The organism is Streptomyces sp. NBC_01384, from assembly GCF_045040035.1.
In the GTDB taxonomy this organism is placed as follows: domain Bacteria; phylum Actinomycetota; class Actinomycetes; order Streptomycetales; family Streptomycetaceae; genus Streptomyces.
This window is the reverse complement of the sequence record NZ_CP109559.1, coordinates 645,280-668,328: the sequence shown is the minus strand read 5'-3', so window position 1 is coordinate 668,328 and position 23,049 is coordinate 645,280. Positions and strand designations below refer to the sequence as shown.

23 protein-coding genes and 2 pseudogenes are annotated in these 23,049 nt (G+C 71.3%); 13 read left to right on the top strand and 12 right to left on the bottom strand.

The genetic code is table 11. The features are described 5' to 3' along the window. Positions 1–125: 125 nt before the first annotated feature. Together OG747_RS02810 and OG747_RS02805 are read left to right on the top strand one after the other, a co-directional pair. Complete coding sequence (locus tag OG747_RS02810) at positions 126–1,760, top strand: MFS transporter (protein ID WP_405877437.1); 1,635 nt, start codon at positions 126–128, stop codon at positions 1,758–1,760. After that, positions 1,757–2,386, top strand: coding sequence for a hemerythrin domain-containing protein (locus OG747_RS02805; RefSeq protein ID WP_405877435.1), 630 nt, complete (start codon positions 1,757–1,759; stop codon positions 2,384–2,386). Before OG747_RS02810 ends, OG747_RS02805 begins: the two co-directional genes overlap by 4 nt. 14 nt (positions 2,387–2,400) lie before the next feature. Here the strand turns inward: OG747_RS02805 and OG747_RS02800 are convergent, their stop codons facing one another. Then, positions 2,401–2,694 (bottom strand): SRPBCC family protein, encoded by a 294-nt coding sequence (locus OG747_RS02800; protein ID WP_405877433.1) that lies wholly within the window; start codon positions 2,692–2,694, stop codon positions 2,401–2,403. Between the two features lie 32 nt (positions 2,695–2,726). On the opposite strand from OG747_RS02800, the pseudogene OG747_RS02795 reads away from it, so the two are divergent. The 5 genes and pseudogenes from OG747_RS02795 to OG747_RS02775 all read left to right on the top strand — a co-directional run. Then, positions 2,727–2,957 (top strand): annotated as a pseudogene (locus tag OG747_RS02795) (TIGR03086 family protein); the annotation flags it as partial. Continuing rightward, complete coding sequence (locus tag OG747_RS02790) at positions 2,957–3,214, top strand: hypothetical protein (protein ID WP_405877431.1); 258 nt, start codon at positions 2,957–2,959, stop codon at positions 3,212–3,214. The pseudogene OG747_RS02795 and the gene OG747_RS02790, both read left to right, overlap by 1 nt. Positions 3,215–3,251: 37 nt before the next feature. Continuing rightward, positions 3,252–3,497, top strand: coding sequence for a hypothetical protein (locus OG747_RS02785; protein WP_405877429.1), 246 nt, complete (start codon positions 3,252–3,254; stop codon positions 3,495–3,497). A gap of 3 nt (positions 3,498–3,500) precedes the next feature. Continuing rightward, positions 3,501–3,878: a toxin Doc gene (locus tag OG747_RS02780; RefSeq protein WP_075028158.1), complete on the top strand. Its 378-nt coding sequence runs from the start codon at positions 3,501–3,503 to the stop codon at positions 3,876–3,878. Between the two features lie 623 nt (positions 3,879–4,501). Continuing rightward, positions 4,502–6,412: an RICIN domain-containing protein gene (locus tag OG747_RS02775; RefSeq protein WP_405877427.1), complete on the top strand. Its 1,911-nt coding sequence runs from the start codon at positions 4,502–4,504 to the stop codon at positions 6,410–6,412. A 43-nt stretch (positions 6,413–6,455) separates the two neighbouring features. Here OG747_RS02775 and OG747_RS02770 read toward each other — a convergent pair whose 3' ends face one another. Both OG747_RS02770 and OG747_RS02765 read right to left on the bottom strand, forming a co-directional pair. Then, positions 6,456–7,448 (bottom strand): 2-hydroxyacid dehydrogenase, encoded by a 993-nt coding sequence (locus tag OG747_RS02770; RefSeq protein ID WP_405877425.1) that lies wholly within the window; start codon positions 7,446–7,448, stop codon positions 6,456–6,458. Continuing rightward, the gene (locus tag OG747_RS02765) at positions 7,445–8,614 is read right to left on the bottom strand and encodes a lactate 2-monooxygenase (RefSeq protein ID WP_405877423.1); all 1,170 of its coding nucleotides are present in this window, start codon (positions 8,612–8,614) and stop codon (positions 7,445–7,447) included. Before OG747_RS02765 ends, OG747_RS02770 begins: the two co-directional genes overlap by 4 nt. A gap of 113 nt (positions 8,615–8,727) precedes the next feature. Between OG747_RS02765 and OG747_RS02760 the strand changes: the two genes are divergently transcribed. Next, entirely contained in the window at positions 8,728–9,915 is a 1,188-nt protein-coding gene (locus OG747_RS02760; RefSeq protein ID WP_405877421.1) for a PucR family transcriptional regulator, read from the top strand. Positions 9,916–9,993: 78 nt separating this feature from the next. On the opposite strand, the gene OG747_RS02755 is transcribed toward OG747_RS02760, so the two are convergent. Next, positions 9,994–11,103: a Gfo/Idh/MocA family protein gene (locus tag OG747_RS02755; protein ID WP_405877419.1), complete on the bottom strand. Its 1,110-nt coding sequence runs from the start codon at positions 11,101–11,103 to the stop codon at positions 9,994–9,996. A gap of 112 nt (positions 11,104–11,215) precedes the next feature. Here OG747_RS02755 and OG747_RS02750 point away from each other — a divergent pair, with 112 nt between their 5' ends. Continuing rightward, positions 11,216–11,542 carry an ArsR/SmtB family transcription factor gene (locus OG747_RS02750; RefSeq protein ID WP_405877417.1) on the top strand — a complete coding sequence of 109 codons (327 nt, stop codon included), beginning with the start codon at positions 11,216–11,218 and terminating at the stop codon, positions 11,540–11,542. A gap of 27 nt (positions 11,543–11,569) precedes the next feature. Here OG747_RS02750 and OG747_RS02745 read toward each other — a convergent pair whose 3' ends face one another. From OG747_RS02745 to OG747_RS02725, 5 genes and pseudogenes are all read right to left on the bottom strand, one after another. Next, positions 11,570–12,238, bottom strand: coding sequence for a cyclase family protein (locus tag OG747_RS02745; RefSeq protein WP_405877415.1), 669 nt, complete (start codon positions 12,236–12,238; stop codon positions 11,570–11,572). Positions 12,239–12,259: 21 nt separating this feature from the next. Further along, positions 12,260–12,505, bottom strand: a pseudogene (locus OG747_RS02740) (cytosine permease); the annotation flags it as partial. Between the two features lie 126 nt (positions 12,506–12,631). Continuing rightward, complete coding sequence (locus OG747_RS02735; protein WP_405877413.1) at positions 12,632–13,078, bottom strand: TIGR03668 family PPOX class F420-dependent oxidoreductase; 447 nt, start codon at positions 13,076–13,078, stop codon at positions 12,632–12,634. Between the two features lie 33 nt (positions 13,079–13,111). Beyond that, positions 13,112–13,939 (bottom strand): LLM class F420-dependent oxidoreductase, encoded by an 828-nt coding sequence (locus tag OG747_RS02730; RefSeq protein ID WP_405877411.1) that lies wholly within the window; start codon positions 13,937–13,939, stop codon positions 13,112–13,114. 50 nt (positions 13,940–13,989) lie between these two features. After that, positions 13,990–14,541, bottom strand: coding sequence for a hypothetical protein (locus tag OG747_RS02725; RefSeq protein WP_405877410.1), 552 nt, complete (start codon positions 14,539–14,541; stop codon positions 13,990–13,992). 309 nt (positions 14,542–14,850) lie between these two features. Between OG747_RS02725 and OG747_RS02720 the strand changes: the two genes are divergently transcribed. After that, positions 14,851–15,315: a subtilase-type protease inhibitor gene (locus OG747_RS02720; protein ID WP_405877408.1), complete on the top strand. Its 465-nt coding sequence runs from the start codon at positions 14,851–14,853 to the stop codon at positions 15,313–15,315. Positions 15,316–15,453: 138 nt separating this feature from the next. On the opposite strand, the gene OG747_RS02715 is transcribed toward OG747_RS02720, so the two are convergent. Beyond that, positions 15,454–15,687 carry a hypothetical protein gene (locus OG747_RS02715; RefSeq protein ID WP_405877406.1) on the bottom strand — a complete coding sequence of 78 codons (234 nt, stop codon included), beginning with the start codon at positions 15,685–15,687 and terminating at the stop codon, positions 15,454–15,456. Between the two features lie 285 nt (positions 15,688–15,972). On the opposite strand from OG747_RS02715, the gene OG747_RS02710 reads away from it, so the two are divergent. After that, a complete protein-coding gene (locus OG747_RS02710) occupies positions 15,973–17,568 on the top strand; it encodes a bifunctional phosphatase PAP2/diacylglycerol kinase family protein (protein WP_405877404.1) in 1,596 nt (531 codons plus the stop codon). A gap of 11 nt (positions 17,569–17,579) precedes the next feature. Here OG747_RS02710 and OG747_RS02705 read toward each other — a convergent pair whose 3' ends face one another. After that, entirely contained in the window at positions 17,580–19,079 is a 1,500-nt protein-coding gene (locus tag OG747_RS02705; protein ID WP_405877402.1) for an MFS transporter, read from the bottom strand. A gap of 211 nt (positions 19,080–19,290) precedes the next feature. Here OG747_RS02705 and OG747_RS02700 point away from each other — a divergent pair, with 211 nt between their 5' ends. Together OG747_RS02700 and OG747_RS02695 are read left to right on the top strand one after the other, a co-directional pair. Further along, positions 19,291–19,644: an ArsR/SmtB family transcription factor gene (locus OG747_RS02700; protein WP_405877401.1), complete on the top strand. Its 354-nt coding sequence runs from the start codon at positions 19,291–19,293 to the stop codon at positions 19,642–19,644. Positions 19,645–19,649: 5 nt separating this feature from the next. Further along, a complete protein-coding gene (locus OG747_RS02695; protein WP_405877399.1) occupies positions 19,650–20,186 on the top strand; it encodes an SRPBCC family protein in 537 nt (178 codons plus the stop codon). Between the two features lie 37 nt (positions 20,187–20,223). Here the strand turns inward: OG747_RS02695 and OG747_RS02690 are convergent, their stop codons facing one another. After that, entirely contained in the window at positions 20,224–23,049 is a 2,826-nt protein-coding gene (locus OG747_RS02690; RefSeq protein ID WP_405877397.1) for an NHLP bacteriocin export ABC transporter permease/ATPase subunit, read from the bottom strand.

Here is a 23,049-nt window from a genome sequence, read left to right as displayed (position 1 = left end):
CGAATGTGACGTCCGGAGAGCGGAATGTGACGTACGTCTCACGCTGCCTCCTGGGTGTCACACCGGCCGAAACCCACGCCCTCTTGAACGCGAGTCCGATGCCTCGACACAAGGAGACAGACATCGTGTTCAAGAAGTGGCACGACAAGTGGCACGGCAACCCCTGGGCGATCCTCATCACGCTCTCCCTGGGTTTCTTCATGACACTGCTCGACCTGACGATCGTGAACATCGCGATCCCCGACATGGGGCAGGACCTCAACGCCTCCCTCGACGAGATCCTGTGGGTCGTCAACGCCTACACCCTCGCCCTGGCCGTCCTGCTGATCACCGCGGGCCGCCTCGGTGACCTGCGCGGCAAGCGCAACCTGTTCCTCGCGGGCGTCGCGCTCTTCACGCTCGCCAGCCTCGCCTGCGGCCTCGCGCAGAATCCGGCGCAGCTGATCGCGTTCCGCGCGGTCCAGGGTCTGGGCGCGGCGCTGCTCATGCCGCAGACCCTGTCGATCATCGCGGAGGTGTTCCCGGCCGACCGGCGGGGCGCCGCGATGGGGATCTGGGGCGTCGTCGCGGGCATCTCCGGCGCCCTCGGCCCGATCATCGGCGGCGCGCTGATCACCCACCTCGACTGGCGGTGGATCTTCCTCGTGAACCTGCCGCTCGGGGTCCTGGTGCTGGGCCTCGCCGCGGCGATCATCCCCGGTTCGCGACGCACCGTACGCCACCGCTTCGACACCCTGGGCGTGCTGCTCGCCTCAGGCGCCCTGTTCTGCCTGGCCTTCGGGCTGACCGAGGGGCAGCGCTACGACTGGAACGCCTGGATCTGGTCGCTGTTCGGCGCGGCGGCCCTTCTCTTCGCCGCCTTCCTCGGCCATGAGCGCGGCCAGCAGGGCGACGACCCGCTCGTCCCCTTCTCGCTCTTCAAGGACCGCGACTTCACCCTCATCAACTTCGTCGGCGTCACCGTGTCCTTCGGCGTCATCGGGATGTTCCTGCCGCTGACGATCTACCTGCAGTCCGTACTGGGTTTCAGCGCGCTCAAGTCCGGGCTCGTGCTGCTGCCCCTCGCGCTCGGCTCGTTCGTGACGGCCGGGCCCGCCGGAGTCCTCTCGGACAAGATCGGCGGCAAGTTCATCCTGATGACCGGACTGCTCGCCTGGACGGCGGCCCTGGTGTGGATCGTGGCCGCGACCGACGTCGGGTCGAGCTGGATGGCGGTCGCCTTCCCGCTCTTCCTCGCGGGCCTCGGCGCCGGCTGCACCTTCGCACCGATGGCCACCGAGGTCATGCGCAACGTCCCGGCGAGGCTCTCCGGAGCGGCGTCCGGCGTCAACAACGCGCTGCGGCAGGTCGGTTCGGTGCTCGCGGGCGCCGTCGTCGGCGCCGTGCTCCAGGCCCAGCTCGCCTCCTCGCTCACCGACCAGGCCCGGCAGCGCGCCGGACAGTTGCCCGCCGCCTACCGCGACGGCTTCGTCGGGGCCTTCTCCCAGGCGGGGACCGATGTGAACGCACGGCAGGCGGCGCGGCTGCCGAGCAGCGTGCCGCACGACATCGCCGACCGTATGCGCGCACTCGGCGGCCAGGTCTTCGGTCACGGCTTCGTGGACGCGATGGGGCCCGCCGTCCTGGTCTCGGCCGCCGTCCTGCTGACCGGCGCGCTCGCCTGCCTCGCCGTACGCCGTCACCGCGGCCCGTCGGCCAACCCGCACGCCCTGCCCGTGTACGAACCCGAACTGCCCGAACTGGAGGAAGCGACCTCATGACCACCGAAGCAGCGGCAGACACCATCGACCTCACCGTCATGTACGCCGCCCACGACGCCTTCCGGCGCGACCTGGAACGCCTCGGCGAGGCGGCGGCCGACGGCACCGCCTTCACCCCCCAGGTCCGCGCGGGCTGGGACAACTTCAGGAACCAACTGCACATCCACCACACCGCCGAGGACAGCGACCTGTGGCCGCGTGTGGAGCGCAAGGTCGACGGCCGCCCCCGGGACATCGCCCTCCTGGCGGAGATGGAGGCGGAGCATGCCCGACTCGACCCGCAGTTGACCGCCGTCGACGCGGCCCTGAAGAACCGGTCGGCCGAACTTTCCGGACTGGTCCGCTCCTTGGCGTCGACCCTCGACGACCACCTCGCGCACGAGGAGGAGAGCGCCCTGCCCCTCATCCAGGAGGTGCTGACGACCGCGGACTGGGGCGCCTTCACCGGTCGTATCCGCAAGACGCAGGGCCTGCGCGGGGCCGCGCTCTTCGTACCGTGGATTGTCGACGGCGCTCCGCCCGCCGACCGGGCCCGGTTCCTCGGCGCGCTGCCGCCGCCCGTACGGGTCCTCAACCGGCTGTTCTGGGAGGGTGGTTACCGCAGGCGTGGGCTGTGGCGGGCCTGAGAGCGGGGAACTGCTCAGGCCGGGTTCTGCTCCATCCAGCTGTCCGGGCCGGGGTCGCCGCCGGGCGCCCGTACGGCGAGCCGGTCCAGGTAGTGCTCCCAGCCCTCCTGGTGCGGCCCGCGGGCCGGCTCGGGCAGAGCGGAGTGGGTGAGGGTGAGCAGGGTGCCGTCCGGCTGGGGGGCGAACGTGACCTCGACCCGGCTGCTGCCGGGCGGCACCGGGTCGCCCTCGTTCTCCCAGCCCCAGGTGAAGACGATCCGCGTGTACGGCTCGACCTCCCGAGCCCGGCGCCTGGGAGGGCGAGACACCCTTCGGACCGGGCACCTTCCCGGCGCCGGTCGCCGGGATGATCACCATCATGGACCTGACCGTGCACGGCTGGGACCTGGCCACGGCCACCGGACAGCCGTTCACGGCCGACGACGACGTGATCGCCACCGCGGCGGCCGTCGCAGGACAGATCGCCGAGGGCGCCCGGGCGAACGGGTCCTTCGGGCCGGAGGTCGAGCCCGTCGCCGACGCCACCCCGCTGGAGCGCCTGCCGGCCTTCACCGGACGGAAGGTCGTCTGATGGCCGATGCCGACGAACTCTTCGGCCACCTCGCCGAGGACCTCGCACCCCGCGGGGCGAAGCTCTCCAAGATGTTCGGCATGCCCTGCCTGAAGGACCCGAACGGCAAGGCCTTCGTGGGCCTCCATGACGGGGAACTCGTCGTGCGTCTGCACCGCGACAGCCCCGAGCACGCCGAGGCGCTCGCCGTCACCGGCGCCCACCTCTTCGACCCGATGGGGGCCCGGTACCGCTGCCCATGCCTCTTGAGCAGGTGATATTTACGAGTAAGTACCTTCGCGGTACCGTGGCGGCATGCCAGCTCTGAATGTGGAGTTCAGCGACCGCGAACTAGAGGATCTGCGGCAGATCGCCAAGGAGCGCGGTACGTCGATGAAGGCCCTGGTGCGGGAGGCGGCCGCGGCCGACATCGTGCGGCACCGCGCGTTGCAGGAGGGCGCGGAGGTGTTTCGCCGTTTCTTCGCCGCCCACGCGGAGGAGTTCGCCGCCGCCTTCCCCGAGGACGAACCACCCGGCAGGGGCGAGGGGCGGGCCGCCTGACCGATGGCTCCCGTCATCCACATCGACGTGCCCTGGCTGCTGCAGCGCCACGAAGAGGTGCTGCCCGACCAGCCCACGGTCAACGACTTCTCGGCCCTGGTCGCCGCCGTGGCCCGGCACCGCGTCGATCCGCCGCGCCTCGGCGTCGACTCCGACCCGGCCTGGCGCGCCGCCGCCCTCCTGCACACCCTGGCCCTGCTGAAGCCGTTACCGGCCGCCAACGCCCGTTTCGCCTGCTCGGCGGCGGTGGCGTACATGTTCGTCAGCGGGGTCGGGATCGATCCGCCGTACGGGGCGCTCGTCGATCTCGCCCGTGATCTGATCTCCGGCAAGACGGACGTCTACGGCGCGGCCGACCGCCTGCGCTCCTGGCAGATCTGAGCCGGGCCCGCATCGGGCGGTGCGGTGTCGTAGTGGTGAGACCGGACGCCGGCCGAGGGCGGGAGATCGGGGCCGGCGGCCGGTTTCGCGCGGGAGAGCCGCCGTCCTGCGCGGGGCCTCCGGGAAGGGCCGGTTCCAGTGGACTACGGAGTTCCGCGCGCCGGGAGCGTGCGACGGGCTCCGGGGCGAGCGCGCGGTTCACACGGGGCGCATGGGCGCGGCGCATGCGTGGGGCCCATGAACACGGTCATGAACGCGGTCACGAACATGGCGCGTGAACGTGGCGTATGAACGTGGTGCGCCGGCGAGGCACGTGAACCTGGCGCGTGAACGTGGCGCGTGAAATTTCGAAAGCCGGTGCGAGCGGCGCGAGTTGCCGCAGTTACTGACTATCTTTCAAAGATGTGCATGTTGCTCAAGTGCCTTGTTGGTCATGAGCGTGTTGTGCAAGGGTGAAGATACCGCGCGGGTCAATGGCCGGGTATGAAATCGGTGTTCATTATTCCGGTCGGCGGCCATTTTCCCGGCGCTCCGTCAAAAAGGTGTGCACCAGGCAGGGGCTCCCTTTTTGGCGACCAAGAAAATTCTGTGTGCCACCTCGAACAGTGAAAGGAACCCGCTCTGTGCCCACCCCCCACCCCCCTCGTCCGTCCCATCCTCCCGGCGGCGCTCCCGGAGAGTCCGACGAGAGCCTCGCCGCGCGGCTGAGAGGCCAGGCGGAGGGCGAGGCCACCCAATCCGTCGCACTGCTGATGGCGCGGCACTGGCAGCCGACGTACGACTACGCGGTCATCTGCCTCGCCTCTTCGGCGAACGTCGCCTCGATGGTGGCCGCGACCTCCTTCCACTACGCGCTCGACTGCCTGATGCGCGGCGAGTCCGGAGCGGCCCTGAGACCCCGACTCCTCGTGACCGTGCGGGACACCGTCAATGAGTGGTCCGGGGAGGACCGGATATCCGGTGTTCTGCCGGACTTGAGGAAACCCGCCGGGGGGCGCGGCATGCGGGCGGCGCAGTCCATGACCGCCGAAAACCGAAAGCTCGCCGAGCGCTCTTTCCATGCCCTCCCGCCCCTCGCCCAGTGTCTGCTGTGGCACACCGAGGTCGAGGCCGAGCACATATCCGTACCGGCGGGTCTGTCGGGCATGGACGTCGACACCGCCGCGGCCGCTCTGGAGCAGGCCCGCGCGCAATTCCGCGAGGGCTGCGTGCACGCCCACCGGGAACTCGCGCCGAGCAAGGAATGCGGCTTCTACAACCGACTGCTGGACGTCCCGATGCGTCGTGGCGGCGCCTTGCTGCCGGATGTCCGACAGCATCTGGGGGAGTGCCGTCACTGCCGTCACGCCGCCGATCAACTCGGTCATTTCGAGGGCGGGTTGGGTATTCTGCTCGCCGAAGCGGTGCTCGGTTGGGGCGCGCGACGTTATCTCGACGCGCGCCCGGGGCGCGCGCAGCAAGCGATGAGCCCCCAGGGAGGTTCCGCGTTCGGCGGCAGACGTGCGGGCGGCGGCGGACAGCTGGGCACCGGCGGACGTCTTGGGACCGGCGGACGTCCTGGGACCGGTGGGCGTCCTGGGAGTGCTGGACGGCATCGCCTGCTGGCACAGATTGCCGCACCCGGGCGGCTGGCCCAGGCGGCACAGAAACACTCGAAGGCCCTGCTCACGGGGGCGGGCACGGCCTCGGCCATGCTGCTCGTGACGGTCCTCACCATCAGCCTGTGGTCCCACGACGACGGTGTCGCCGACCCTGCCGCCTCCACGGGCGTCGGCAGCAGCCACACCGTCTCACCCACCCCCGCCGGCCCGGGCCCCTCCGCCGACGCGTCGCCCCCGACCTCGGCCGGACTGCCCACCGGTACCGAGCAGACCCGGCTGCGCAACCTCGCCGCCGACCTCTGCCTCGACATCCGGGGCGGCAAGGCGAAGTCCGGCGCCGAGGCCGAGCTGGCCGTCTGCTCGTCCGCCTGGACCCAGCAGTGGTCGTACGAGAACGACGGCCTGCTGCGCAGCGTCGCCGACCCCGCGCTGTGCCTGGACTCGCACGCCGAAGACGGTGTCGTCGTCCTGGACCGCTGCGTGGCGAAGGGCGCCGCGCACGGCGCCGACGTGCGCTACGACCTCACGGTGCGGGGCGAGTTGATCCCCCGGTCACGCGACCGGCTTGCCATCACGTCCAGTTCCACCGATCCGGATTCTGACATCGTAGTCAAGGACCGGGACGGCTCCGACGCGCAGCGGTGGCGGACCGACTCCTCGTCCGCGAGCCCCGGGTCGCTGTCGATCGCGGGGACGGCGAGCGCCACGACGCGGCCCGTCGGCCGGCTGCCGTCCCCCGACAGCACGACGGCCGAGCCGCCGAGCGCGTCACCCAGCGAGTCGTCGACGGGCGGGCAGGCCACCTCGGAGGCGACCCCGTCGGAGGCCTCCGAGGAGCCCCGTTCCGTGACCGTCGGCGACCGCGCGAGCGCGGGGCCCGTGCCGCCGTCGCTCGTCCGACTTTCCGAGCCCGCCGAGGGGGTGGTGCTGTAACGGGGAGCGGGGCGTCCGCCGGACGTGCCGGTAGGGACCAGGACTAGGACACCACGTCCCGGGGCGGCTTGCCCGCCAAGAAGTCGGCGGCGTTCTGGACCGCGGCCAGCGCGATCCGTACGAGCGTCTCACGCGTGACGCCGGCGACGTGCGGCGAGAGCACCACGTTCGGGGCCTTGAGCAACCGCAGGGCCGCGGTGGGCGGTTCGGGGTCGAAGACGTCGATGCCCGCCCCGGCCAGGGTGCCTGCCTCGAGCGCGTCCGCGAGGGCGTCCTGGTCGATCAGGGCGCCCCGCGAGGTGTTGATCACGAACGCGGTGGGCTTGAGGAGCGCGAGCCGCTCGGCGTCGAGCAGGTGCCGGGTCGTCTCGGTGAGCGGCGCGTGCAGCGTGATGTAGTCCGACGTGCGCAGCAGTTCGTCGAGCTCTACGTGGCGCGCGCCGCCGAGCCGGGCCTCCGCCTCCGCGCCGACGGGCTGCGGCCCGGCGTACACGATGCTCATGTCGAACGCGACCGCGCGCCGGGCGACCTCCTCGCCGATGTGGCCGAGCCCCACGATGCCGAGGGTCTTGCCGGACAACTCGGTGATGGACTGCTGCAGCCGCGGCAGCGCCCAGTCTGCCTCGACGAGCGCGGTGTGCGCCGGGACCAGCTGCTTGGCGAGGGCCAGCATGAGGGCGAAGGTCTGCTCGGCCACGTTCTGCTTCTCCGCTCCGCTGGAGCCGATGTTGCACACCAGTACCCCCTGAGCGCGCGCGGCCTCCAGATCGACGTAGTCGAAGCCGTGACTGGCGCACTGGATCAGTTCCAGATCCGGTGCGGCGGCGAGGTGTTCGGCGGTCACCGGGCCGAGGCCCGTGATGATGACCTGGGCCTCGCGCAGCGCGGCCGGGTCCTCGTCGGTCGTCTCGACGACGGTGATGCGGGCCTCGCCGGGGAAGACGGTGGCGAGCGGGGCTCCGGCGGTGCGGCCGCCGACGTGGGGCGAGACCACGGCCAGAACGTTCTTGGTCACCGTGGTGACAGTCGTGCTCATGTGGTTTCCTCGATCAGGTCGTCGGGGCCGAGGGTGGCGGGGCGGGCGTGCCCGGACAGGGCGAGGGTGAGGTCGAACTCGGCGAGCAGACAGCGGACGACGTGTTCGACGCCCGCCTGTCCGTCGAGGCCGAGCCCATAGGCGTACGGGCGTCCGACGAGTACCGCCCGCGCGCCGAGCGCGAGCGCCTTGAAGATGTCGTCGCCGGTGCGGATGCCGCTGTCGAAGAGGACGGTCAGCCGCTCGCCGACCGCCTCGACCACGCGGGGCAACGCATCGGCGGCGGCCACCGAGCCCGCCACCTGCCGGCCGCCGTGGTTGGAGACGACCACGCCGTCCATCCCGGCGTGGGCGGCGCGGCGGGCGTCGTCCGGGTGCAGGATGCCCTTGAGGACGATCGGCCCGTCCCAGTTCTCCCGCAGGAACGCCAGATCCGGCCAGGTCTTGCCCGGGTCCGCGAACATGCCGACGAAGTGCATCACGGCCGCGTTCGGGTCCTCGTGCACGGGCTTGGCCAGACCCGCCTGGAACGCCGGGTCGGAGAAGTAGTTCGCGGTGCCCACGCCGTGCAGGAACGGCAGATACGCCTGGTCGAGGTCGCGCGGGCGCCAGGCCAGCAGGGGAGTGTCGAGGGTGACGAACAGCGCGGTGAACCCGGCCGCCTTGGCCCGGTTCAGGAAGCTCCGGGTGACCTCGCGGTCCTTCGCCCAGTACAGCTGGAACCAGCGCTCCGCCTCCCCCATGGTCTCCGCGACCTGCTCCATGGGCGTGCTGGACGCCGAGGACAGGATGTAAGGGACGCCCTGCGCCGCGGCGGCCCGCGCGGCGGCGGACTCCGCGTCCGGATGCATGATCGACAGCACACCCACCGGCGCGAGGGCCAGCGGCGCGGGCAGCGGACGCCCCAACACCTCGACGGACAGATCGCGTTCGTGCACATCGCGCAGCATCCGCGGCACGATCCGGCGCCGGTCGAGGGCGGACCGGTTGGCCCGCGCGGTGCTGCCGTTGCCCGCGCTGCCCGCCACATAGCCGACCGGACCCGGCCCGAGCCGCTGCTCGGTGAGCTCCTCCAGCCGGGTCAGATCGGTGGGCAGCCGCGGTACGGCGCCCGTCATTCCGTTCAGATAGATCTCGTACTGGAAGTCGGCCCAATGCTTAGCCATCCGTACGTCCCGCCTCTCGTCCCTGAGACCGCGCTGTACGCCGTCGATCCTTGCGAAGGTGACAAGGTCCGTCCACCGTGGTGCGCACATCGCACGGCTGGGATTATCACCCTGTGACAAGTGAGCCCGTTGCCGCCAGAGAGCACGTCCGGCAGGAGATGGTCGCCGATCCGCGTGTCGTGGCGGCGATCGTCTCGGCGGTCCACGAACAGGTCCCGGTGTACGCCGCGCTCGACGACAGCCGGCTGCCGGAGGTACGGGCCATCGCAGCCTGGGGACTGGAGCGGCTTCTCCACCTGTGGGTCACCGACGGCACCCTCGAACCGTCGGACCTACGGCGCCTGCGCGGCATCGCGGCGGCCCGCGCGGCGGACGGGCGGCCCGTGCAGGCGGTGCTGCGCGCCTACCGGGTGGCGGCGGCCGTCCTCACCGACGAGATCGCGGCCCGCGCGCCCCGGCTCGCCGCCGTGGACGCATTCGCGCTCGCCCGGATGCTGCTGACCGCGCTCGACACCCTCTCCGAGGAGATGGCCACGGCGTACGCCGCCACCGACGAGGACCTCGCGGCGGACCGCGACCGGGCGCTGCGGCTGCTGCTCGACGACCTGATCGCGGGACGGCATGCCTCGGTGGGCGCGCTGACGGACCGGTCGGCCCGGCTGGGTGTCCAACTCCCGGACCCGTACTGCCTGTTGGTGGCGGAGTCCGTTGATACGGACGGGCCCGAGATGTCGCACGACGCGGCGACGGGACTGCTCGACGCGCTCGACGGCACGAGCGCCTCCGACGTCACCTCGCTGGCGACCGTACGGGGTTCGCGCGCCGTCCTGCTGCTGCCCGCCGGGGTTGTGGTTGAAGCCGTGGCGGTTCTGGGCGAGCTGGCCTGGCGCGGCTGTGCGATCACCGGCGAGAGCCTGGACCGGGTCGCCGTCGCCCACCGCCTCGCCGCCGACGCCCTCGACACGGCGCCCGCCCACGCGCACCGCCCGGGCCGCCTCCTCACCGACGCCGACGCCCATGTCCTCGCCCTCCTCGCCGGGCACCCGGCCGCCGCGCCGGACCATATCGGCCGCCTCGTCCTCGGCCCGCTCGCCGACCAGGGCGGGCGACACCTACTGGAAGCCCTCACCGCGTACATCGACACCGGCTCGGCGAACGCCGCCGCGCGCGAGCTCCATCTGCACGCGCAGTCCATGCGCTACCGCCTTCGCCGCATCCACGAACTGACGGGCCGCGATCCCAGGGACCCCTGGCAGCGGTTGACGCTCGACATCGCGCGCACGATCGCGCTCAAGGTGTGACCTGGCGGGTGTCGCATGCTTTTACCAGAGCCTGGCCCGGCCCGGGCAGGGGGGAGTGAGGCCTGACTGCCTTTGGGGTCAGGACGAGGCGGCGGCGCGCTCGACGCGGTCCAGTAGTCGGTGGCGGCGCGCGGCGTGGGCGAAGTCCGGCGCGTGGTGGGTGCCGGCGGCGAGATCGGCCCGGATCTGGTCGTAGGCGTGGGCGACGGGATACCACACCTCTGTTCCGGAGGTGGCGAGTCGGACGACGGACGAATAAGAGGATGGCACCGGGAGTTCCTTCAGCTCGGTGTCTTCACCCTGTGCGCCGTGCACCGTGACCTGGCCGAACTGCAGATGGCCCGAACCGCCGGTGAGGAGCAGGTCGCCGTCGGTTCCGTTGATCTCCCAGTGGAAGTTGGTGGCGCGCGAGGCGCCGCCGCGGAAGTGGACGGAGGCCACCGCGCCGCCTTCGAGCACGCCGCTGACGGCGACCTGGTCCGGTGCGGTCATCGGCACGAGCTGTCCCGTCGCCGCGTTGCGGACCTGCGGGCGGCGGGTCGCCAGGGTGGCCTCGAGACCGGTGAATTCCCCGAGCGCCATGGTGACGGCGTCAATGGTGTGGCCGAAGGGGATGGTGAGCAAGGTGGCGCCGTTGGCGCGGTCGAGGAGGTATTCGCCGCCCGGCGCGAATTCCGCTCCCCAGCCGAGGCCCGAGGCGATGAGGCTGGTGGACAGGACCTCACCGACGTAGCCGTCGGCGATCAGGTCCCGTACGTAGCGGACCGGGGGAGCGGAGCGGGCCTGCAGTCCGACAAAGGTGCGGATCCCCTTTGCCTCCGCGACGGCGGCGAGCTCCTCGGCCTCGGCGAGGCCGTTGCCCAGCGGCCACTCGCTGAACACCATCTTTCCGGCTTCGAGGGCGGCCAGGACCAGCTCGCGGTGGTGCGGAACCTTGACGGTCACCACCACCAGGTCGACCTCGTCGCACCGTACGAGTTCCTCCGCGCTGCCGAAGGCGAGCGGGATGTCGTACTTCTCCCCCGCGGCCTTGGCGGATGCGGGGCTGCTGGCGGACAGCGCACGGACCTCATAGCCGGGCACGGCCGCGAGTGCGGGCAGGTGAGCCCGGGCCGCCCAACCGCCGGATGCGCTGAGGCCGATGAATCCGACGCCGATCGGGGCAGTGGGGGACGTGGGGGAGGACATGGCGGGTTCCTTTCCCGGGAACGCACGGGCTAAGTCATCTCACGTTCAATAAAAAAGGAACCTACCTCATGTTCGCATGATTGAGAACATGAGTGTGGTGGATACTTGGGCCATGGCCAGCCGTACGTCCTCGCCCCTGCTTCATCCCGACGAGCGGGAGTTCGACCTGTTCGCCGTGATGAGCGCCCTGACCGACCCGGTCCGACTGAGTATCGTCCTGCAGCTCAGTGCCGGCTCGGGAATGTCCTGCGGCACTTTCGGCCTGTCCATCGTCAAGTCCGCCCTCAGCCGGCATTTGCGCGTACTGCGCGAGGCGGGGGTCATACGACAGCGGGACGAGGGGACCCTCCGGGTCAACACCCTGCGCAGGGAAGAACTGGACCGCCGCTTTCCCGGCCTGCTCGACCTTGTGCTGAAGGAAGCGCCGAGCGGGTCGTAGCGCAGTCCGCAGAACCGGGAACGGACCTCAGGCGCCGCGGATTCGCGCCGTGGCCCTGACCGGCGCCCCGTCCGCCCCCGCCAGCCGCAAGGGGAAGAGGAAGACCTCGACCGAGTACCCCGCAGCCTGAGCGTTGGCAACGAGGTCGAGCCCGGTCAGGTTCTCGGCGATCACGCCTCCCGCGCCGCACAGGACGCGGTGGGCGGGAAGGTCCGCGTCGCCGGTGGGGTCCACGCTCAGCGCGTCCACTCCGACCGTGCGGACACCCGCGTTGACGAGCACCCGGGCCGCCTCCGGCGTGAGCCAGGGGTGGGTGAGGTACTGGTCCGTGCCCCAGTACACCGACCAGCCGGTGACGAGCAGCAGGATCGCGCCCGGTTGGAGGCGCAGGAGACTCAGCGCGGGCGCGAGCAGGTCGGGTGTGATCGGTGTCCCGGGCGCGAGACCTCGGACGTCCGCCAGCACCGCCGGTCCCGCGAAGCGCTCCAGGGGCAGAGCGTCCAGCGTGGGCCATGCCGAGTTCACGTGGTACGGCGCGTCCACATGCGTCCCGGACTGCGAACCCAGGTGCAGCCGCAGGACGTTGACCCCGTCCGTGGCGACCCGCAGCGCCCGTTCCACCTCCACCTGCGGGTCGCCGGGATACACGGGCATCCCGGCGACAACAGGGACGGACAGATCGAGCCAGGACTCCATCAATTCTCCTCCAGGACTTCCTCAGTTGCCCTCGACGGCGAGCACCGGCGCCGCACCGTCGGGCACCGCACCGGGACCGGTGATCGCCGGCACCGGCACGTCGACCGTACGGGCCAGCCGCGCGCCCTCGGGTCCGTAGACGGCCCGGGGCTCGGGGAACAGCCGGAGCATCGCCAGGAACAGCACGGCGGCGACGGCCAGTGACAGCGGCAGGCTGATGTCGATGCCGTTCGCGAGGTCGCCCAGCGGTCCGACGAACTGGCCGGGTGAGCGGATGCCGTCCTTAGGTCTGCCGACGCCAAGGCCGGGTCCGGGGCCCCCGCCAGAAGGTAAAACATCCATCTTCCGTGCCCGAGGTGGAGCATTCGTCCAGCACCGGGTGTGCCCGGTGACTCACCCCTCCGGGCCGGGCTCCGGTGCGGCGCGCCAGCCGTGCCACCGGTGGACGGTGATGGCGATCACCGGGCCCTCCGGCGGCCGCTGCCGGTACGGCGCGTACTTGTCGCGCAGCAGGGCGATCGCCGCGGTGTACTCGTCCTGCGTGCCGGGCGGCAGGACGCGGGCGTCGCCGTCCGCCCGTACCCACCACAGCCGGTCCCAGTCCTCGTCGTAGACATCGACGAGCAGACACACGGCGGGGTGGGCGGCGATATTGCGCAGCCGCCTCAGTCGCTGTGATCTCTTGGGTTTGTGGTCGACGGCGGTGACGATCTCACCGCCGCGCGCCGCGAAGACGAGGGGCACAAGGTGCGGGCGCTGCTCGGCGTCCACCGTCGCCAGGCGCGCCACCCGTGCCGCCATGAACCGGCGGCGCGCCTCGTCCTCGTCCATGTCCGGCACGGTGAGCTCCGATTCCCCGGCGGCCGGAAGCGGTCACCGGTAGGCGGACACGGCCTCGGCCAGTTCGTCCAGTGTGCGCAGTGTCTCGTCCTCCGGCCGGGTCGGCAAATACAGCAGCACACGGTCGACGCCGAGTTCCGCGTAGATGTCGAGGGATTCCCGGTCGTGCCCGCCCGCGTACACCACGACGGCCGGCCGGTCACCCGCAGTTTTGCGCATCTGTTCGATGCGTGCGCCCAGTTCCTTGGGCGGTACGCCGCTGGGCAGCCACGCCGACCCGTACTCGGCGACGCGGGCGAAGGTGCGGTCGCTGTTGCCCCCGACCCAGATGGGCGGATGCGGCCGCTGGACCGGCTTGGGCCAGGCGTAGGCCGGTCCGAAGTCGACGAGTTCGCCGTGGAACTCGGCCTCGTCCTTGGTCCACAGCTCGATCATGGCGCGAATGCGCTCGTCCATCAGCCGGCCGCGGGAGGCCGGATCGGTGCCGTGGCCCCGCATCTCCTCCCGGTTCCAGCCGGCCCCGACACCGAACACGGCACGCCCGCCGGAGATCAGGTCGAGGGAGGCGATCTCCTTCGCGGTGGTGATCGGATCACGCTGGACCACCAGGGCGATCCCCGTGCCCAGAAGCAGGTCGCGGGTCACGGAGGCGGCGGCGGCGAGCGCTACGAACGGGTCGAGCGTGCGGTAGTAGATGCGGGGCAGCTCGCCGCCGCCCGGATACGGCGTCTCCCGGTTCACCGGGATGTGCGAGTGCTCGGCCAGCAGCAGCGTGTCCAACCCGCGCTCCTCCAGAGCGGGGCCCAGAGCTGCCGGACCGATGCCCTCGTCGGTGATGAACGTCGACACTCCGAACTTCATCCGCAACCACCTCGTCCTGTCGGTATCTCTCGCCAGTGTGACGCGGTCGGTCACTCCTCGTCGGGTGCGGCGTCCTGCGGCGTGGCGTCCGGACCCTGGGCCCGGACCCGCTGCACATGCTCCAGCGAGTCGCGCAGTTCCGTGAGCCAGTCGTCGGTGTGGCGCTGGACGAGGCGTACGCACCAGGCGAGGGCGTCGCTGCGGCTGCGGGCGACCCCGGCGGCGATGAGGGTGTCGAGGACCTGCCGCTCGGGCTGGCGCAGCCGGGTCATGACGGGCGCGGCGATGTGGGTGAACAGGGCGCGCTCGCCGCCGCACTCCACACCCCAGGAGACCTTCTTGCGGAACCGGTGCTCGGCTTCCCGTGCCACCGCGACCCGGTCCTCGCGGGTGCGCTCGCGGAATTCCTGGATACGGGCCTGGGCGGCCGCCTCCTTCTCGGCGTCCGAGGCGCCCTCGGCGAGCCTGGGCTCAGGGATGCGGCCGACGACGGTGATCTCCTCGCGGTCGACCGTCACCTCCAGCAGGCTCTCGAAGAGATCGTCGGGCAGGCGGCCGGCGAACCAGCCGCGCAGCTTCTCCCGTTGCTCTGAAGTAATCATGTAATGACGATTACTCCATTGCAGAGCAGAAGCAAGGGGGTACGCCGGGGGCTGAACCGGAATGTTTCAGGCCTATTGCGGAGCCGGGGAAATTCAGCCAGGAGGGCGCCCGCGGTGATCAACGACCGCGCAGTTCCCGGGCTTGAGCGTTCGAATTTCGTAACTTCACGCCAGTGATTCAACACTCAAAGTTACCGAAACGCATGGGGTCGATGTGTGTTTCCGGTGCGGACTCGGCAGACTCGCGCTCGCCGCACCGGCACTCAACCGAGCCGGTACTGCATTCAATCGAGCGGAAGGATGCACACAATGCCGACCACCGCGCGCTGGGCAGCGACTCTCACCCTCACGGCCGCCGCCGTCTGCGCACCCCTCGGAGGGTCCGCGCTCGCCGCCCCGGCCCCCGCGACCCCGGCCCACGCCATTCAGGCGTCGGCCACCTCCGGGCTCTACGCCCCCTCGGCCCTGGTGCTCACCGTGGGCCACGGCGAGAACGCCGCCACCGTCACGCCGGAACGCGCGGTCACGCTGAACTGCGCCCCGACCGCCTCCGGCACCCACCCCGCCGCCTTCGACGCCTGCGCCGAACTCCGCGCGGTGAACGGTGACTTCGACGCCCTGTCGCTCAGAGACGGGGCAGTGTGCACCAGGCAGTTCAACCCCGTCGTCGTCACTGTCGAAGGCGTCTGGCGGGGCAAGCGTGTCGCGTATGAGCGCACCTTCGCCAACGAGTGCGTGAAGAACTCCTACGGGACGACCGTCTTCACGTTCTGATGACCGGGATCGCGTGGCCGCTGTGAGCAACGGACCGCGGGCACACCGGTGGGGAGTGCGAGCCCCGTAGCGGTGCGCCACGCGATCTCGCACCGGGGGCCGGCCAGGCGGAGTGGGGCCGCCGGCCGGCCCTCGGGATCATTCAGGCGTGGCGGGCGTGACGGGCGCGCTGGACGTGACGGGCGTACTGGACGTGATGGACCAGCGTCCCACCTCGCGGTAGCCGGAGTCGTACACGGCGGACCCGTCCCCCGGCGTCAACTCGTAGTGCTGCATGTTCCCGCCCCAGTAGCGCAGGATGCGCCCCAGTTCCTGAGCGGCGGACTCGTCCCAGCCCGCTTCCTCCAGGTCGACTTCGAGAAGGAACTTCACGCGTACGCGCCTCCGCTTCCGGATCGTCGTGTGCCGTCTCGCCATCCTTGCACGCCAACTCCCGGTCTTGTCGGAAGTGTTGACCGCCCCTCTGAAAACGCCGGGCACCGCCCGGCCGTAGCGCTCGTACGGCGCGCCGCGCCGCATCGTCCGGCCGGCCCCGGTTCCTCGTACCACCGCGCGAGCGCGCCCCCGCGGCGGAGACGTGCGCCGCCCGGAGCGGCCCTCTCACCGGTCCGAGTCCCCGGGGGTGCCGACCTCGGCGGGGTGCCGTAACCATGGAGCATGCATGTTCTCGGCGAGTTGGACCGGCGGCTGTTCACACGGGTGGCCGCGGCGCGGGTGCCCGCCGCGGATCCGGCGCTGCGGCGGCTGAGTCACTCCGCCGATCACGGACGGCTGTGGCTCGGCACGGCGGCCGGGCTCGCGGTCGTCGGCGGCCGCACGGCCCGGCGGGCGGCCCTGCGGGGCGCGGGCTCGCTCGCGCTGGCCTCGCTGACCGTCAACACCGTCGTGAAGTGGAGCACCCGGCGCCCCCGCCCGCTGCTGGACCTCGTACCGCAGATCCGGCACCTCACCCGGCAGCCGCACACCACCTCCTTCCCCTCCGGGCACTCCGCCTCGGCCGCGGCCTTCGCCACCGGGGTCGCCCTGGAGTCGGCCGGATACGGCGCCCTGGTCGCGCCCTTCGCGGCCGCGGTCGCCTTCTCGCGGGTGTACGTGGGCGTGCACTACCCCGGGGACGTGCTGGCCGGGGTGGCGATCGGCGTCGGGGCCGCCGCGCTCACCTGCCGCTGGTGGCCGCCGCGACCCACGGTCCCGGCACGGGAACGGCCCGCGGCGCCCGCGCCCGCGCTGCCCGGCGGCGAGGGGCTCGTCGTCTTCCTGAACAGCACGGCCGGGACGGGCGCGCCCGGCACGCCGTTGCCGCCCGCCGAGCGGCTGCGCGGACTGCTGCCCAGGGCCGAGCTGATCGAACGCGGCCCGGAGGACGACTTCGCCGCCCTGCTCGACCGGGCGGTCGAGAGGGCGGTCGAGAGGGCCGGGGAGACGGGCGGAGCGCTCGGCGTGTGCGGAGGGGACGGCAGCGTCAACGCCGCCGCCCGAGCGGCGGCCGGACGGGGGCTGGCACTCGCCGTGTTTCCCGGCGGCACCCTCAACCACTTCGCCCAGGACGTCGGCGTACCGGACTTCGAGGACACCGCCGTCGCGGTCACCCGGGGCGAGGCGGTGGGCGTGGACTTCGGCGTGGCGCGGTCGGGGGCCGGACACGAGGTGCGGTTCCTCAACACCTTCAGCATCGGCCTGTATCCCGAACTCGTACGGATGCGGGAGAACCTGGAGGGGCGGTGGGGCAAATGGCCCGCCGCGGCGGTCGCCCTCGTCCGGGTGCTGCGCACCGCGACCCCTATCGAGCTGCGCGTCAACGGCCGGCCCCGACGCCTGTGGCTGCTCTTCGCGGGCAACGGCCGCTACGAACCCGAGGGCTTCGCCCCCGCCTTCCGGCCTCGCCTGGACGACGGACTGCTCGACCTGCGCCTGGTCGACGGCGACCACCGGCTCGCCCGCACCCGGGTGATCGTCTCCGCGCTCGCCGGCGCGCTCGGCCGCTCCCGGGTCTACAGCGCTCAGGCCGTGCCGTGGGTCGCGCTGGAGGAGCTCAAGGGCATGGACGCGCTGGCCTACGACGGTGAAGTCGCGGCCACCCCACCTCGGTTGAGGCTGGAGAAGGAACGGCACGCGCTCGTCGTGTACCGGCCCGCCCTACCGCAGAACGAGGTCGCCCAGCAGGCGCGGCTCGCCGCAGCGACCGCCCGCTACCGCAGACGCGGGAGGGGCCGCCGTCTCCCTGCAGACGGCGGCCCCTCGGTTCCGGGGTGATGACACGGGGCTTACATGTGGACGGCCCGCACGGCGTCCGGGTCCGCCTCCTGGGTTCCGCGGCGGTAGAGCAGGAAGGCGATCACCGCGCCCGCGGCGAAGAAGCCCGCCGACCACCAGAAGGCGGTGGTGTAGCTCTCGATCGTGGCCTGTGCCTGGACCAGTTTGCTGGTCGCGTCCTTGCCGGACAGATAGCTGGTCGCGGCGCTCGCGGCCAGTGTGTTCAGCAGCGCCGTACCGATCGAACCGCCCACCTGCTGCATGGTGTTGACCGTCGCGGAGGCCACACCGGCGTCCTCCGCCGCGATCCCGCTCGTGGCCAGCGACATGGCGGGCGGCATCACGATGCCGAGGCCCGCGCCGATCAGGAGCAGCTGCGGCAGTACGGCGGTCGAGAAGTCCGAGGCGACACCGATGCCGGTCAGCCAGGCCATGCCGGCCACCGCGATCGCGAAGCCCGCCGGGATGACGACCTTCGGCCCGATCCGCGGCACCAGGACGGTGGTGGAGACCTGGGCCATGACCATCAGGGCCGCCATCATCGGCAGGAACGCCACACCCGTCTTGGTGGGGCTGAAGCCCAGGTTCAGCTGCAGGTAGTAGGTGAGGAAGAGGAAGACGCCGAACATGCCCGCGCCGGTGATCAGAACGGTGATGAACGACGCGGCACGGTTGCGGTCGAGCAGCACGCGCATCGGCAGCAGCGGGTGCTCGGCCCGGGTCTGCCACCAGGCGAACGCGCTCAGCAGGACGCCACCGGCGGCCAGGAAACCCCAGGTCTGCGGCGAACTCCAGTCGTGCGTCTCGGCGTTGGAGAAGCCGTAGACGAGGGCGAAGAGACCGGAGGAGACCAGGAGTGTGCCCGGCAGGTCGAGCTTGGAGTTCGCCGCGTCACGGTGGTTGTTCAGCAGCACCCAGCCACCGGCGAAGGCGACAACCGCGAAGACGAGGTTGACGAACAGCGTCCAGCGCCAGTCGAGCGCGTCGGTCAGCAGACCGCCCAGCAGCAGACCGACCACGCCCCCGGCGCCGGCGATCGCGCCGTAGACGCTGAACGCCTTGGCGCGTTCCTTGGCGTCGGTGAACGTCGTGTTCAGCAGCGAGAGCGCGGCGGGCGCGAGCAGCGCGCCGAAGACACCCTGCAGGGCGCGCGCGGTGACGAGCATCCCGAAGCTGGTGGAGGCGCCGCCGAGCACGGAGGCTCCGGCGAATCCGGCGACACCGATGAGGAAGGCGGGCTTGCGCCCGAAGAGGTCGGCGATGCGTCCGCCGAGCAGCAGCAGGGAGGCGAAGGCCAGTGAGTACGCCGTGACGATCCACTGCCGGTTGCCGTCGGAGAAGCCGAGGTCCGCCTGGGCGGAGGGGAGGGCGATGTTCACGATGGTGGCGTCGAGGACCACCATCAGCTGCGCGATGCCGGTGATCGCGAGGATCCACCATCGCTTCGACGATGGAGTGGACGAGCCGTCCACGGTGCCCTTGTGGGCACCTTCGGTCAGGGTCTGGGACATGGGAGAACCACTCCAGGGAAGTCGCTCAGGGGTTACGGACGACGAAGTCGTAAACGAAACCGTTTCGTACACATCGAGAGTAGAGCACCCTCAGCGAAACGGCAACGTTTCGCTGAGGGTGGCGGGTGAGGTGGGCGTCGCAGTCCATCGCGGGGGCGCTTGGACCATATATGCCTTGACGAGAATATAACAGGCTGGGCATATTGGACCCATGTCCGACGCCCCCCTCTGGACCGCTCTCGCCGACCCCCACCGTCGCGCGATCGTCGCGCTGCTCCTTGAGCGCCCGCGGCCGGTCGGAGAGATCGTGGAGGCGTGCGGTCTGAGCCAGCCGAGCACGTCGAAGCATCTGCGGGTGCTCCGGGACGCGGGCCTGGTGCGCGTACGACAGGACGCGCAACGCCGTGTCTACGCCCTCGACCCGGCTCCGATCGCCGCACTCGACGCCTGGCTGACCCCGTACCGGAAGCTGTGGAAGGAGAGTCTGGACGCCCTCGGCCGCCGCCTGGACAAGACGGCGGGGGAGCCGTCGGACACCCCGGAAGATCCCACCCCTAAGGACTGAGCCACATGTCCGCCGAACCCACCGCCCTCACCGGCAGCTACCTCACCCTCGACGACGGCCGCCCCGCCGTCCGCTTCAGCCGCACCTACGACCACCCCGTCGACCGCGTCTGGCAGTTCGTGACCGACCCGGACGAACTGGTCGAGTGGTTCCCCTCCCGGGCGGAGATCGAGCTGCGCCCCGGCGGCGCCGTCAAGTTCAGCGGCGACCCGAACATGCCCGAGTCCACGGGCCGGGTCCTCGCCGTCGACCCACCCCGGCACCTCTCCTTCGACTGGGGTGGCGACGAACTCCGCTTCGACCTCGAGGCCCTGGACGAGAAGCGCACCCACTTCACCCTCACCCATGTCCTCGCGGCCGAGAACACCGCCGCCCGCAACGGCGCCGGCTGGGAGGTGTGCCTCGCCGCACTCGACGCCAAGGCGCGCGGCGAGCGCTTCGAAGGCCCGCACGCCGGGGCCACCGCGTCCTGGAAGGAGATCTACGCCCGTTATGTCGAGGCCGGGGTTCCGTCCGGCGCCCCGGTGCCGGGAATGGACTGACGGCGCCCCGGCGCCGGGAGGGACCGACGGCCCTCACTCAGGCCAGTTGCCGCCGCACCAGCTCGTGCAGCCGCCCGCCCGTGTCCGCGAGCAGCTGCGCGGGCGGGCCCTGCTGGGCGACCCGGCCGTCCTCCATCACGATGACGCGGTCCGCGTCCAGCACCGTGGACAGCCGGTGCGCGATCACGATCCGGGTGGCGTCGAGCGCCCGGGTGCTCTCGATGACCGTGCGCTGGGTCTCGTTGTCGAGCGCGCTGGTCGCCTCGTCGAAGAAGAGGATGCGCGGCCGGCGGATCAGTGCCTGGGCGATCATCAGGCGCTGGCGCTGGCCGCCGGAGATCGCGCCGCTGCCGGAGACGATGGTGTGCAGCCCCATCGGCATCCGCTTGATGTCCTCGGCCAGGCCCGCCATCTCGGCCGCCGCCATCGCCTCCTCGGGCGTGTACGGCTCGGTGCCGCAGATGCAGTCCAGGATCGAGCCGGTGAACGGCTGCGCGTGCTGGAGCACCACACCGCACTGACGGCGTACGGCGGACTGGTCGAGCGCCCCCAGGTCCTGGCCGTCGTAGAGCACACTGCCGGAGACCGGCTTGTCGAAGCCGATCAGCAGCCGCAGCAGCGTGGACTTTCCGCAGCCGCTGGGGCCGACGATCGCCACGAACTCGCCGGGCTTGATGTCGAACGACACGTCGTCCAGGACCAGCGGGCCGTCGTCGGCGTACCGGAAGGACAGCCGCCGGGCCTCGATCGCGCCGGACAGCACACCGGGCCGGGTGCTCGCCACCCGCACCTCCGGCGTGGCGTCGAGCACCGGCCTGATCTCCTCGAACATCGGAAGCGCGGCCGCCGCCGACACGAACGCTCCGGTCACCTGGGTGACCGAGGTCAGCAGCATCGTCATCGACGTGTTGAAGGTCAGGAAGCCGGCGGCCGACAGCGAGCCGCGCGCCGGACCCGCGAGCAGCATGAACATCAGCAGCGAGCACAGCGGCAGATACACCGCACCCATCACCGCCGTGAGGTTCTTGATGCGGCCGACCTTCTGCTGGAGCTCACGGCTGCGCGCGAACTCACCCGCCCAGGCGGCGTACGCGTAGTTCTCGGCCGCCGCGACCCGCAGCTTGGGCAGGCCGCGCAGGGTCTGGAACGCCTGGTTGTTCAGCTTGTTGCCGAGCACGACAAGGCGCCGCTGCCAGCGCACCTGCCACAGGCCGAGCCCGAGGAACGCGGCCGCGATGACGACCAGCATGCCGACCGCGGCCAGCGCCAAGGGCACGCTGTACCAAAGGAGCAGCCCCAGGTTCATCGCGCCGACCGTGGCCGCCTGTGCGAGCGTGGGTCCGACGCCCGCGAGGAGGCGGCGGATCGCGCTGATGCCCATGGCCGCACTGGCCAGCTCACCGGTCGAGCGGGACGTGAAGAACTTCGTGGGCAGTCTCAGCAGCCGGTCCCACACGGCCGGTTGGAGCGTCGCCTCGATCCGCCCCTCCATCCGCAGCAGCGTGAGGTTCTGCAGCAGCATGAACGCCGCCGAGACGATGCTGGTGACCATGATGGCCAGACAGACCTGCACGATGAGGCCGTGCTGGGCCTTGGGCACGTACTCGCCGAGCACCTTGCCGGTGGCGATCGGCACCAGCGCGCCGATCGCGACGGTGACGAGACCGCTGATCGCGAGGTTGCGCAGATCGCCCCCCGTGTCCTGGAGACAGAACCGCAGCAGCCGCAGCGGACTCAACTTCCGCTCGGGCAGCGGACGGTAGAACATCACCGCCCGGGGCTCGAACTCCGGCGCGTTGGCCTTCTCGACCGGGGTCTCCCGACCGGACGACGGCTGTATGGCCACGTATCCGCCGCGCCGCCACAGCAGCGCGACCGGGGAGCCCGACACGGCACGGTGGCCCACCAGCGGGCCGATGTTGTCGCGCCACCAGCGCCCGTCGAGGCGTACGGCACGGGCGCGGACGCGCGAGGCGAGCGCGATCCGCTCCACCGGGTCGAGCCGGTCGCTCTCGGTCCCGCTCTGCGCGGGCTCGGCGAGGGTGATCCCGCAGGCGCGGGCGACCAGCTTGCAGGCCGCGTACGTGGCGTCCGCGTCGGCCGCCGTCGGGCGCTTGGACGACTTGCCGATCGACGCCAGCAGGGTTCGGTCGGCCTGGGCGCGGACGGCCTCGCCCGCCTTGATGCCCGCCGCCGTACGGTCCTCGTGGCTGGCCTCCAGCTGCTCGATCCAGCGATCGAGCGTGGACAGCAGCCGGTGCTGCTGGCTGACCATGCCCTGCCAGACACCGGAGTCCATCAGCAGGTCGGCCGCCGCTTCCGCGCCGTACAGCGAGCCGTACTGGACACTTCCGGGCGGCACCTGCATCCAGAAGACGTCGTCGTCGGTGAGCGCGGCGGCGTTCTCCGTGGCCATCGGCGCCTGGAAGAGGATGGACAGGCTCCGGCCGACACCGAGGGCGAGGGCGTACTCCAGCGGGCTCGACGTCGGCGGTACGTACTGGGGGTTGCCGTAATCGTCGTAGGACCAGGTCTGGGTGTCGACGGGCTGGTACAGCTCGCGCAGCACGATCCGGCGCACCACGCAGTCCCGCAACGGCCGCCCCACGAGGGTGTGTTGGGGCCCCGCGACCGGGCCGAGCAGCAGGGAGCCGGCTTCGAGGCGGCCGAGGTGGTGCCAGTGGCCCTGCTGGACGGCGTCGACCGCGAACAGGTCCATGGCGCCCGCCGCCACCAGCCAGAGGACCTGCGGTCCTTCCAGGTCGAGGCGGCCGAGGCCGGAGCAGTCGACCGGCGTACCCATGCCGCCGAGCGCGCCGAGGACGAGGTCTCCTTCGCGTGCGCCCTCGTGAACCGTGGTCAT

What these genes read in the sequence shown, in the direction of transcription:
- OG747_RS02755 (WP_405877419.1), bottom strand. Translation starts at nt 11,103, where the DNA reads ATGTCCTCCCCCACGTCCCCCACTGCCCCGATCGGCGTCGGATTCATC.
- OG747_RS02710 (WP_405877404.1), top strand. Translation starts at nt 15,973, where the DNA reads ATGCATGTTCTCGGCGAGTTGGACCGGCGGCTGTTCACACGGGTGGCC.
- OG747_RS02790 (WP_405877431.1), top strand. Translation starts at nt 2,957, where the DNA reads ATGGCCGATGCCGACGAACTCTTCGGCCACCTCGCCGAGGACCTCGCA.
- OG747_RS02765 (WP_405877423.1), bottom strand. Translation starts at nt 8,614, where the DNA reads ATGGCTAAGCATTGGGCCGACTTCCAGTACGAGATCTATCTGAACGGA.
- OG747_RS02750 (WP_405877417.1), top strand. Translation starts at nt 11,216, where the DNA reads ATGGCCAGCCGTACGTCCTCGCCCCTGCTTCATCCCGACGAGCGGGAG.
- OG747_RS02690 (WP_405877397.1), bottom strand. Translation starts at nt 23,049, where the DNA reads ATGACCACGGTTCACGAGGGCGCACGCGAAGGAGACCTCGTCCTCGGC.
- OG747_RS02700 (WP_405877401.1), top strand. Translation starts at nt 19,291, where the DNA reads ATGTCCGACGCCCCCCTCTGGACCGCTCTCGCCGACCCCCACCGTCGC.
- OG747_RS02745 (WP_405877415.1), bottom strand. Translation starts at nt 12,238, where the DNA reads ATGGAGTCCTGGCTCGATCTGTCCGTCCCTGTTGTCGCCGGGATGCCC.
- OG747_RS02695 (WP_405877399.1), top strand. Translation starts at nt 19,650, where the DNA reads ATGTCCGCCGAACCCACCGCCCTCACCGGCAGCTACCTCACCCTCGAC.
- OG747_RS02780 (WP_075028158.1), top strand. Translation starts at nt 3,501, where the DNA reads ATGGCTCCCGTCATCCACATCGACGTGCCCTGGCTGCTGCAGCGCCAC.
- OG747_RS02730 (WP_405877411.1), bottom strand. Translation starts at nt 13,939, where the DNA reads ATGAAGTTCGGAGTGTCGACGTTCATCACCGACGAGGGCATCGGTCCG.
- OG747_RS02785 (WP_405877429.1), top strand. Translation starts at nt 3,252, where the DNA reads ATGCCAGCTCTGAATGTGGAGTTCAGCGACCGCGAACTAGAGGATCTG.
- OG747_RS02805 (WP_405877435.1), top strand. Translation starts at nt 1,757, where the DNA reads ATGACCACCGAAGCAGCGGCAGACACCATCGACCTCACCGTCATGTAC.
- OG747_RS02720 (WP_405877408.1), top strand. Translation starts at nt 14,851, where the DNA reads ATGCCGACCACCGCGCGCTGGGCAGCGACTCTCACCCTCACGGCCGCC.
- OG747_RS02725 (WP_405877410.1), bottom strand. Translation starts at nt 14,541, where the DNA reads ATGATTACTTCAGAGCAACGGGAGAAGCTGCGCGGCTGGTTCGCCGGC.
- OG747_RS02770 (WP_405877425.1), bottom strand. Translation starts at nt 7,448, where the DNA reads ATGAGCACGACTGTCACCACGGTGACCAAGAACGTTCTGGCCGTGGTC.
- OG747_RS02705 (WP_405877402.1), bottom strand. Translation starts at nt 19,079, where the DNA reads ATGTCCCAGACCCTGACCGAAGGTGCCCACAAGGGCACCGTGGACGGC.